Origin of the sequence: Actinoalloteichus sp. GBA129-24, from assembly GCF_001941645.1 — a bacterium.
Taxonomy (GTDB): Bacteria; Actinomycetota; Actinomycetes; order Mycobacteriales; family Pseudonocardiaceae; genus Actinoalloteichus_A; species Actinoalloteichus_A fjordicus.
On the sequence record NZ_CP016077.1, the window covers coordinates 5,173,365 to 5,185,000 of the forward strand.

6 protein-coding genes and 2 rRNA genes are annotated in these 11,636 nt (G+C 67.7%); all 8 read right to left on the reverse strand.

Features of this window, described 5'->3' with window-relative positions; genetic code table 11:
• Positions 1-70 precede the first annotated feature (70 nt).
• Positions 71-1,834: a DNA repair protein RecN gene (recN, locus tag UA75_RS22050; RefSeq protein WP_075741881.1), complete on the reverse strand. Its 1,764-nt coding sequence runs from the start codon at positions 1,832-1,834 to the stop codon at positions 71-73.
• 110 nt (positions 1,835-1,944) lie between these two features.
• Positions 1,945-2,838, reverse strand: coding sequence for an NAD kinase (locus UA75_RS22055; RefSeq protein ID WP_075741882.1), 894 nt, complete (start codon positions 2,836-2,838; stop codon positions 1,945-1,947).
• Complete coding sequence (locus tag UA75_RS22060; protein WP_075741883.1) at positions 2,835-3,722, reverse strand: TlyA family RNA methyltransferase; 888 nt, start codon at positions 3,720-3,722, stop codon at positions 2,835-2,837. The genes UA75_RS22055 and UA75_RS22060 overlap by 4 nt, the downstream gene beginning before the upstream one ends.
• 2 nt (positions 3,723-3,724) lie before the next feature.
• Positions 3,725-4,030 (reverse strand): hypothetical protein, encoded by a 306-nt coding sequence (locus UA75_RS22065; protein WP_075741884.1) that lies wholly within the window; start codon positions 4,028-4,030, stop codon positions 3,725-3,727.
• A gap of 28 nt (positions 4,031-4,058) precedes the next feature.
• A complete protein-coding gene (locus UA75_RS22070; protein WP_075741885.1) occupies positions 4,059-5,129 on the reverse strand; it encodes an HAD-IIA family hydrolase in 1,071 nt (356 codons plus the stop codon).
• Positions 5,130-5,142: 13 nt separating this feature from the next.
• On the reverse strand, positions 5,143-6,348 hold the full coding sequence (locus tag UA75_RS34715; protein ID WP_075741886.1) for a hypothetical protein: 1,206 nt from the start codon (positions 6,346-6,348) through the stop codon (positions 5,143-5,145).
• Positions 6,349-8,023: 1,675 nt separating this feature from the next.
• Positions 8,024-8,140: ribosomal RNA gene (gene rrf / locus UA75_RS22090) — 5S ribosomal RNA — on the reverse strand.
• A gap of 155 nt (positions 8,141-8,295) precedes the next feature.
• Positions 8,296-11,407, reverse strand: a 23S ribosomal RNA gene (locus UA75_RS22095).
• Positions 11,408-11,636 lie beyond the last annotated feature (229 nt).

The following is an 11,636-nucleotide window of genomic DNA, read 5'->3' on the forward strand; positions in this document are numbered from 1 at the left end:
GACGCCGCGAAGCAGTCCGGACACGCCGGCTTCGCGGGCACGATCAGCCGGCCTCACTCGGACGTGCGGCCTACCTCCCCGTACCGAATGACGCACGATCGCGAGAAGCCACGGACAGCAACTCCTCGGCGTGGGCGCGACCGGTCTCCGTGGAATCCATGCCCGCCAGCATCCTGGCCAGCTCGACCACCCGGTCCTCCTCGCTGACGGTGCGGACGCTGCTGCTGGTGATGCCGGAGCCGGACCCCTTGTGTACGACCAGATGACGATCGGCGTAGGCGGCGACCTGCGGGAGGTGCGTGACGACGACGACCTGGTGAGACACCGCCAGCCTGGCCAGTCGCCGACCCACCTCCACCGCCGCGCGACCGCCGACGCCCGCGTCGACCTCGTCGAACACCATCGTCGGAACCGGATCGGAGTCGGCGAGCACCACTTCGAGCGCCAGCATCACGCGAGAGAGTTCACCGCCGGACGCGCCCTTCTGCACCGGCAGCGCGGGAGCACCCTCGTGGGCGATCAGCCGCAGCTCGACGTCGTCCACGCCGTCGGGCCCCGCGTGCACCCGTTGCCCGTCCAGGGTCAACGCCGCCTCCTCGGCAGGCACGGCGGGTCGCCGCGCCACCCCGACCTCGATTCGAGCCGACGCCATCGCCAGACCCGCCAGTTCGGCGGACACCGCCTCACCCAGTTCCACTGCGGCGACCGCGCGCGCGGCACCCACCCGCTCGGCGTGCTCGGCGAGCTCGATCTCCAAGGCGTCGCGACGCCGCGCCAGCGAATCGAGCAACTCGTCGGAACCGTCCACGAGGGACAGTCGTTCCGTCGCCTGCGCGGCCCAGGCCAGTACGCCGTCGACGTCGGCGGCGTACTTCCGGGTCAGGGCCTTGAGCTCGGCCTGTCGAGACAGCACCCGTTCCAGCCTCGCCGGGTCGGCGTCGAGTCGATCCAGGTATCCCCCCAGCTCCGCGCCGACGTCGACCAGGACGGCGATCGCCTCGGCCAGCCTGGGTTCGAGGTCGCGAAGCTGGGTGTCGTCGGTCCCGGTCAGCCTGCGACGGGCCTCGCCCAGCATCCCCAGCGCGCCGGGCTGATCGGGATCGCCGTCGGCCGCACCGGTCAACGCGAGCTGTGCACCGAGCGCGGCGCCGCGAAGCTGGTCGGCGTCGGCGAGTCGCCGCGCCTCCTCGACCAGCTCCTCGTCCTCGCCGGGCTGTGGGTCCAGCGCCTCGATCTCGGCGAGCCCGTGACGCAGGATGCCCGCCTCCCTGGCGAGTTCCCTGGCCTGTTCGGTGCGCTCCCGCAGTTCCTGAGCGACGCCGAGCCATTCGGCGCGGACCCGCCGATAGTCGGCGAGCGGCGTCAGGACCGGCTCGCCTGCGAAACGGTCGAGCACCACCCGCTGCTCGCCGGACCGCAGCAGCCGAAGCTGATCGTTCTGGCCGTGCACCGCGAGCGCCTGCTCCGCGAGCTGGCCGAGAACGCCGATCGGCACCGAGCGGCCGCCCAGATGAGCACGGGATCTGCCGTCGGCGTTCACCGTGCGCACGGCGATGAGGCTGCCGTCCTCGTCGGGATCGGCACCCACGTCGGCCGCCACCTTCGCAGCGCCGTCGGTGCCCTCGACCCGGAAGCGTCCTTCGACCACGGTGCGTTCGGCACCCGCCCGCACCCGAGACGACTCCGCCCGCCCGCCGCTGAGCAGGTGGAGACCGGTGACGACCATCGTCTTGCCCGCGCCCGTCTCACCCGTCACCACGGTCAGACCGGGGTGCAATTGGAGGGTGGCCTCGTCGATGACGCCGAGGCCCTGAATTCGCATCTCGGCCAGCACACCCCGAACCCTATCGCCGTGGTGAGACGTCCGGGACCCTTCGGCGCCCTCGGCCCGCCGACGGGGGCGGGCAGCCAGGCCGATGAGCACTGTGGAGGCGACCGGAGCGGTCAGTCGTCGATGGGACCGCGCCATCCCTGCACCGGAAGAGAGAACTTGCGGGTCAGCCGGTCGGTGAACGGAGCGGGGCGCAACCGGACCAGGCCAACCGGCAGGTCGCCCGCCAACACCTCCACCCGGGCGCCCGGCGGCAGCTCGACCGTGCGACGCCCGTCACAGCACAACACTGCCGGGTGTCCGTCGGAGGCGACCTCGACGGCCACCACCGAGGTCCAGGCGACCACCAACGGCCGCGAGAACAATGCATGCGCGTTGCTCGGCAGCACCAGCAATGCGGGGACCTCGGGCCAGATCACCGGGCCCCCCGCCGAGAACGCGTACGCCGTCGACCCGGTGGGAGTGGCGCACAGCACCCCGTCGCAGCCGAAGGCCGACACCGGTCGCCCGTCGACCTCGACGACGACGTCCAGAATGCGTTCCCGGCTGCTCTTCTCGACGCTGGCCTCGTTGAGCGCCCAGTCCCGCGCGATGACCTCGCCAGCATAGGAGGCGACGACGTTCACCGTCATCCGCTCGTCCACCTGGTAATCACGGCGGACCACCGCGCGCACCGCGTCCGCGACGTGCTCGGAGTCCGCCTCGGCCAGGAAGCCGACCCGTCCCATGTTCACGCCGAGCACCGGGACGCGGGCAGGCCGGGCGATCTCGGCGGCCCGCAGCAGAGTGCCGTCACCGCCCAGGACGAAGACGAGTTCCACTCCCGTCGCCGCGTCCGGTCCCGGATCGACGACCCGGTCGTAACAGTTCGCGTCGAGATCCGGTGCCTCGTCGGAGAGAACGCGAAGCCTGATGTCGGCCTCGGCGAACATCGCTGCGACCTCGTGCGCGATGCGCCTGCCCGCCTCACGTCCGGTGTGGACGATCATGAGCACCTCGCGGGTCATCGCGGCCCCTCCCGCACGGCGTCACGAACGGCCTGCTCGACGTCGACGGGGTTCCCCGGCGCGACGGTCTGCGCCGCCGTCCGGTCGGCGGACGACACCGGTGCGGGGCTGGCAGGCTCCCCCGCGACGGCATGTCCTCTTGTCAGCCAGAGGAAGTACTCGACGTTGCCTGCCGGACCGGGCAGGGGACTCGCCACCACGCCCCGGAAGCTCAGGTCGTGTCGCTCGGCCACCCGGATCACCTCCAGGACCGCGTCGACGCGGACCTCCGGATCACGCACCACCCCACCGGCTCCGAGCCTGCCCCTGCCGACCTCGAACTGCGGCTTGACCATCGGCAGCAGATCCGCGCCAGGCGCGGCACAGGACGCCAACGCGGGCAGTACCAGTCGCAGCGAGATGAACGAGAGGTCGGCGACGATCAGGGCGACCTGGCCGCCGATCACGTCGGCGTCCAGCGCACGAACGTTGGTCCGGTCCAGGACCCGGACCCGCCCATCGGTCTGCAGTCGCCAGACGAGTTGGCCGTAGCCCACGTCCGCCGCCACCACCTCGGCGGCGTCCCTGCGCAACAGGACGTCGGTGAAGCCGCCGGTCGAGGCGCCCGCGTCGAGACAACGACGGCCTGCCACGCTCAGACCGGCAGGCTCGAAGGCGTCCAGGGCGCCGATCAGCTTGTGCGCGCCGCGTGAAGCCCAGCCCTGGTCGTCCTCATCGGACTGCACGAGTACGGGCGCGTCGGTCTCCACGGCGGTGGCGGGCTTGCGCGCCACCATCCCGCGCACCACGACCCGCCCGGCGTTCACGAGTTCCACCGCCTGCTCACGCGACCGCGCCAGCCCACGGCGAACCAGCTCGGCGTCCAGCCGTACCCGTCGAGTCACGATCAGATCCGATCGATGCCGCTGAGGGCCTCACTCAGTGCGGCGTGCACCGAGTCGAAGCGGGCGACGTGTGCGGCGGTCTCCAGTTCGTCCAGTCCGTCCAACAGCCGGACCGCCTCCTCGACCTCGGCAATGGCGGTCGCGTGATCGGACCCGGTGTGATCAGACACCGCGTGGTCGGCTGCCGAGCGCTCGGAGACCGCGTACGGTGCCCCCGAATCCGATCCAGGCGCGCGTCTGCTCGACAAGACCATCGGGCTCGGGCGCTGATCCGCGTTCATCCGATCCGCTCGTCTCGTGATCGCCATCTGGTCACGATGAACACTCTGCCATGACTCACAGACCGAGTGCGTTCACCACAGCGCGGGAGGCCTCATCGAGTGGCCGTACGGCAGGACCGCCCGCCGACTCGTGCCGGGCCCACCACGCCGCACACAGTCCGCGCAACAGGCCGAGCGCCGACGGCGGCCCCTGGGCGGCCGCGGAATCCGACGTCCGCACCGTCAGCCCGCCCTCGACGACGTCGATTCGCCAGTCCGGCTGCGACGTGATCCGCAGGGACTCCGCATCGTCGAGGACCGAATCCAGATCCGCCGCCAGGAATCCCGGTCGCCTGGCGGGCTCCGCGGCCAGCAGCCCGGCAGGGTCGGTGACCCCGGAGAGCACCAGCAACGCATCCATGCCGCCTGCGACGGCGCCCTCGATGTCGGTGTCCAGCCGGTCGCCGACCACCAGCGGTCGAGCGGAGTCCGCACTGCGGGCCGCCTGCTCGAACAGTGGTGCCCTCGGCTTGCCCGCCACGTCCGGTGTCCGGCCGGTGGCCGCGCGCAGCGCCGCGACCATCGATCCGTTGCCCGGCAGCTGACCGCGTTCCGTCGGAACGGTGGGGTCGAGATTGCAGGCCACCCACCAGGCACCGGACCGGATGGCCTGGCAGGCGGCGGCCAGGTCCGGCCAGGCCGTGGCGACCGAGTGTCCCTGGACCACCGCGGCGAACCGCTCGGGTGACACCGCCTCGGCAGCAGGCACGGGCCGCAGGCCCACCGAGAGGACCTCGGACCGCAGTGCTGCCGCGCCGACCACGAGCACCTCGGTACCGGGGTCGAGCCGGTCGGCGAGCATCGCCGCGCCCGCCTGAGCACTGGTGCTCACCTCGGGGGCGTCGGCGGCGAAGCCGATCATCCGCAGGTGCTCCGCCACCTCGCCGGGAGTCCGTGAGGCGTTGTTGGTGACGAACCGCAGCGTGACGCCCGCCGCGCGGGCCCGCACCAGCGTGGCCTGCGCGTCGGCCACCGGCTCGCCGCCCCGGAAGACGGTGCCGTCCAGGTCCAGCAACAACGCGTCGTACCGGTCCAGCAGCCGCCGACCGGCCTCGACGTCCTCCCGAGTGGCGGAGAACCCGCCCATGCTTCCTCCTCGATCAACGATCCCCGGCGGTGCCGGTCTGATCGGCCGTGCCGGTCGCGTCGTCCGCAGCGGCCCCGGGGCTCTCCTCGGCCGCCGTCGCCGCCGCAGCCGTCTCGCCCGTCTTCCCCTGCTCGTCTGGCGTATCCGACTCGGCGGCCTCGGCCCGCTCCGGGGACTCGGCGTCGTCCGGGGACTCCGTCTTCTCCGAGGACTCGTCGGCAGGCGATTCGGTGCTCGACGGCTCGGGGTCGGACGGCTCCTCCGCAGCAGGCTCGGCGTCGGCGGCCGATGCTGGCCGCGGGTCCGATCCCTGCGTCGTCACCGGCGCCCACTCCGTCGCCGTTGCCGACTCCGACTCGGGCGGGTCCTCCAGGACGGGCCGGTTCCGGGTCGGCCGGGCAGTCGTGCCGTCAGCGCCGTCGGCCGAGGCACGCTCGGCAGGCTCCGACACCCGCGCTGCGGTCGTCGACGTGTCGTCCCGGTCGGTCGCGGAGCGGTCTGCATCGGCGACGTCCGCCGACTCGGCCCGCGACGACGCGGGCTCCTCCACCGGCAGGTAGCGCTGCGGAGGTGTGCGGCCCGCCAGCTCGTCGGCGAGGTCGCTGGCACGCTCGGAGGCGTCGGTCTCGTCCTCGTCATCGGCCTCGGCCGCGTTGAGGAACCACCGCACCGCATCATCGCCCCGACCTGCCGCCGCGAGGTTGTCGGCGTAGGCGTAGAACAGCCGCGCACTCCACGGCTGACGGCGCTTGAGGTCGAGATCCGGACCCTGCAGGGCCACCACGGCGGCGTCCAGCTCACCGAGGTCCCGACGAGCCCCCGCCGCGACGATGCGCAGTTCGATCGCCTCGGCAGGAGGCAGTTGAGACGCCTCCGGCGAGCGCAGCAGATCAAGGGCACGCTCCGGCCTGCCCAAGGCACGCTCACAGTCGGCCATCACCGCGATCATGCCGGGGCCGCCGCTCATCCGGCGAGCCGCCCGCAGCTCGGTCAACGCCTCTGCCCACTGCTCCGCGTGGTACGCGGTCACACCGGCCGCCTCCCGGACCAGGCCGATCCGGCCTGCCTTGGACCGAGCGAACCTCGCGTGAGCCAGCGCGGCCGCGGGGTCGTCGTCCACGAGCTTTCCCGCGGCGACCAGGTGCTTGCCGACCAGCTCGGCCAGGCTCAACGACAACGAGCCCAGCGCGCGGCGAGCGCCCGGATCGAGGTCGGTCATCTCGATGTCCTCGGGCAGCTCCGGCTCGCGGACCGACTCGGCACGGTCGTCCCGACGACGGTCCGACGGCCTGCGGTCGTTGTCCCGACCGGCGAATCGATCGCGGCTGGGGCCGGTCGACCGGCTGTCCTTGTCCCGGAAGGAGCGTGCCGGTCGGTCGGACCGCCCTGCACTGCCGCCTCGCCGGTCGTCATCACGCGGCGGACGCCGATCGAAAGAGCGCTCCGGGCGATCCGAGCGAGCGCTCGAACTGCCACGACGGTCGTCGTCCCTCGGCGGCCTGCGGTCGAAGGACCGTTCCGGGCGATCCGAACGACCAGCCGAAGTGCCTCGCCGATCGTCGTCACGCGGCGGACGCCGATCGAAGGACCGTTCCGGCCGAGAGGTCGACGAATCCCGTCGATCACCGTCGTGCGTGGGCCGACGGTCGCCGAACCTGGGCCGATCATCCGATCGCCGGTCATCGCTTCGGCCGCGGAACGAGCCGCGATCCTCGGAGCGTCCCCGGTCGGCGGAGCCTACGGGGCGTCGATCGTCAGCACGCCTGACACCGCCGCCGTCACGCCGCTCCCAGTCCCGACGCGGCGCCGAGCCGCTCGACCGCGAGTCCCGGCTCGCGCCGGAGCCTGCCGGGCGATCCGACGACCCTCGGCCGCCGGTGAAGTCGCTGCGCCGAGGCCCGTCGTAGCGGGATGGACGACCACCTGTACCGGAGTCGTCCCGACGCGGCCGGTCCGAGCGGAAGCCGCCCCCGCCGCCGGACGCACCGTCCCGGCGCTCCGGCCGGTCGAATCGGCGCGGCGCGCTGTCACCGTCACGGCGAGGACCACGGTCTCCGTCGAACCTGCGATCCCGGCTGCCCCCGGAACTCGGCCGATCCGAGCCACGCGACCAGCCGCCACTCTGGCTTCGGCGGTCCGCGCTTCCCCGAGGTGCGCTGGTGCGCCCCCGGTCGTCACGGCGGTCGGCGGAACCCTGCCTCGGCCGGTCGTCGCCCGACCCGGAACGTCCACGAGAATCAGCGGACCCGCTGCGTCGATCGTCCGGCCTGCCACGTCGGTCGTCACCCTGCTGTCCCGACCGAGCAGGCGAACCGGAACGAGGCCGGTCGCCACGCGGCGGGCCGTAACCGCCCTGCCTGCCCTGGTCCCGGTCCCTGCCGGTGGAGCCGTCGCGGCGCGGAGCGGGGCGACCACCCCGGTCGCCCTCACGCCGGTCTCCCCGAGGGGCGTCCGACCGTCGGGGACGGTCCCCGCCACTCGTGGAACGCTGACCCCGCGAGTCGCCGCTCCGGTTCGCGCCGCGATTCCGGTCGTCTCGGCCGCCGTCTCGGTCCCGACCTCGATCGCGATCACGCGAGTTGTCGCGGGAACCGGAGAACCTGTTCTCTCGCTGTGCCCGATCGCCACCTCCAGGGCCACGACCTGACCCTGAGTGGCTGGGTGAGCGGTGGCTGTTACCGCCAGACCGCTCTTCTGAACCGGACACGAGACCTCCTGCTGACCAAAAACGACTTGCCTAGGTAACACGGTAGCTGGGGGTGTCGAGGTGGTGTCGACCCCGGGCAGGCCGTGCCATGGGTTTCGGGCACAAAAAATGGGTGGAGGGAAAACCGGGAGCACCACACACAAGGGTGCTACAACCAGTCTCCCCTCCACCCATCGGTTGAGGTAAAGGTCGGCGGCGTCCTACTCTCCCACACCCCCACGGGTGCAGTACCATCGGCGCTGGAGGGCTTAGCTTCCGGGTTCGGAATGGGACCGGGCGTTTCCCCACCGCTATGACCACCGACACACCAGCGAACGAACAACCCACCCCCGACACCCGTGGACCGATCGTCTCGGAGTGTCGTCTGCCGAAGCAGACCACACCCAAGACAACCAACCAGAGTGTCTGAAGGGGAACAGTTGTTCCTTCAGAACCACACAGTGGACGCGTAGCATCTTCGTGAGCAAGTCCTCGGCCTATTAGTACCCGTCAACTCCACCTGTTACCAGGCTTCCATCTCGGGCCTATCAACCCAGTGGTCTGCTGGGGGCCTTAACCCACAAAGGGGTGGGACACCTCATCTAGGAACAGGCTTCCCGCTTAGATGCTTTCAGCGGTTATCCCTCCCGAACGTAGCCAACCAGCCATGCACCTGGCGGTACAACTGGCACACCAGAGGTTCGTCCATCCCGGTCCTCTCGTACTAGGGACAGCCTTCCGCAAGTATCCTACGCGCGCGGCGGATAGGGACCGAACTGTCTCACGACGTTCTAAACCCAGCTCGCGTGCCGCTTTAATGGGCGAACAGCCCAACCCTTGGGACCTACTCCAGCCCCAGGATGCGACGAGCCGACATCGAGGTGCCAAACCATGCCGTCGATATGGACTCTTGGGCAAGATCAGCCTGTTATCCCCGGGGTACCTTTTATCCGTTGAGCGACACCGCTTCCACCAGCCAGTGCCGGATCACTAGTCCCGACTTTCGTCCCTGCTCGACCCGTCAGTCTCACAGTCAAGCTCCCTTGTGCACTTACACTCAACACCTGATTGCCAACCAGGCTGAGGGAACCTTTGGGCGCCTCCGTTACCCTTTGGGAGGCAACCGCCCCAGTTAAACTACCCACCAGGCACTGTCCCTGAACCCGATCAGGGTCCGAGGTTAGACATCCAGTACGACCAGAGTGGTATTTCAACGACGACTCCGCAGCCACTGGCGTGACCACATCACAGTCTCCCACCTATCCTACACAAGCCGAACCGAACACCAATACCAAGCTATAGTAAAGGTCCCGGGGTCTTTCCGTCCTGCCGCGCGTAACGAGCATCTTTACTCGTAGTGCAATTTCGCCGGGCCTGTGGTTGAGACAGCGGAGAAGTCGTTACGCCATTCGTGCAGGTCGGAACTTACCCGACAAGGAATTTCGCTACCTTAGGATGGTTATAGTTACCACCGCCGTTTACTGGCGCTTAAGTTCTCACCTTCGCCCCGAAGAGCTAAGCGGTCCCCTTAACGTTCCAGCACCGGGCAGGCGTCAGTCCGTATACATCGTCTTACGACTTCGCACGGACCTGTGTTTTTAATAAACAGTCGCTTCTCCCTGGTCTCTGCGGCCACACAACGCTAGCCCGCGAAGGGCTTCACGCCACACGGCCCCCCTTCTCCCGAAGTTACGGGGGCATTTTGCCGAGTTCCTTAACCACAGTTCACCCGATCGCCTCGGTATACTCTACCTGACCACCTGTGTCGGTTTGGGGTACGGGCCGCGAAGATACTCGCTAGAGGCTTTTCTCGGCAGCATGGGATCACTCTACTTCGCCTCATTCGGCTACGCATCACGTCTCACCCTATAAGCCCCGACGGATTTACCTATCAGAGCAGGCTACACGCTTACACCAGTACTACCACTCACTGGCGGAGCTACCCTCCTGCGTCACCCCATCACTTGACTACTACCAGCTCAGATCCCGCGCAGACCACCACCACCCCCGAAAGGGCAACAATAATCCGGGCGGTTAGTATCACCAGCCTCGCCATGGGCGCATCTACACGGGTACGGGAATATCAACCCGTTGTCCATCGACTACGCCTGTCGGCCTCGCCTTAGGTCCCGACTTACCCTGGGCGGAATAACCTGGCCCAGGAACCCTTGGTCATACGGCGGCAGAGTTTCTCACTCTGCTTTCGCTACTCATGCCTGCATTCTCACTCGCACACCGTCCACGACTCGTTTCCACGGCCGCTTCACCCGATGCACGACGCTCCCCTACCCATCCACACACCTAGACCCACCCCGAAAGGCAGGCCGGGCACACATGTGAATGACACAGCTTCGGCGGTGCGCTTGAGCCCCGCTACATTATCGGCGCAGGACCACTTGACCAGTGAGCTATTACGCACTCTTTAAAGGATGGCTGCTTCTAAGCCAACCTCCTGGTTGTCTGGGCGACCCCACATCCTTTCCCACTTAGCGCACACTTGGGGGCCTTAGCTGGTGTTCTGGGCTGTTTCCCTCTCGACTACGAAGCTTATCCCCCGCAGTCTCACTGCCACGCTCTCACTCACCCGCATTCGGAGTTTGGCTGACGTCAGTAACCTTGTAGGGCCCATTAGCCATCCAGTGCTCTACCTCGGATGAGAAACACGTGACGCTGCACCTAAATGCATTTCGGGGAGAACCAGCTATCACGGAGTTTGACTGGCCTTTCACCCCTACCCACAGCTCATCCCCCAGGTTTTCAACCCTGGTGGGTTCGGGCCTCCACACGGTCTTACCCGCGCTTCACCCTGGCCATGGGTAGATCACTCCGCTTCGGGTCTAGGACATGCGACTCAGAACGCCCTATTCGGACTCGCTTTCGCTACGGCTACCCCACCCGGGTTAACCTCGCCACACATCACTAACTCGCAGGCTCATTCTTCAAAAGGCACGCCATCACCCCAAAAGGCTCTGACGGCTTGTAGGCATACGGGTTCAGGTACTATTTCACTCCCCTCCCGGGGTACTTTTCACCTTTCCCTCACGGTACTAGTCCGCTATCGGTCATCAGGAAGTATTTAGGCTTAGCGGGTGGTCCCGCCAGATTCACAGCAAATTTCACGAGCTCGCTGCTACTTGGGAACACGACCAGGAGACGTCAGGTTTTCGCGTACGGGAGTATCACCCTCTACGCCGGTGCTTTCCAGACACCTTCCGCTAACCACAACGTTTTCTCACTCCTTGCCAGCATGGCAGCACTGACCAGTCGGTCCCACGACCCCGCATACGCAACCCCTGCCAGGTATCACACGTACACGGTTTAGCCTCTTCCGCTTTCGCTCGCCACTACTCACGGAATCACGGTTGTTTTCTCTTCCTACGGGTACTGAGATGTTTCACTTCCCCGCGTTCCCTCCACACACCCTATATATTCAGATGCGGGTGACACCCCATGACGGATGCCGGGTTTCCCCATTCGGACACCCTCGGATCATAGCTCGGTTGACAGCTCCCCGAGGATTATCGCAGTCTCCTACGTCCTTCATCGGCTCCTGATGCCTAGGCATCCACCGTATGCCCTTACTAACTTGCCACAAAGATGCTCGCGTCCACTGTGTAGTTCTCAAAGAACAACCAGACCACCCGCCACCCGCCACCACACACCCCCAGGAACTCACATCCCCGACAGCAGTTTGATCGCGACGAACAGTCCATCCGTTCACACATCCAAGACAACACACCACACGGCGTGTTCCCTCAGGACCCAACAGCGTGCCGACCCGGAACCCTCACCCCGCCACCCGAACTTTCCACGCCCACCAC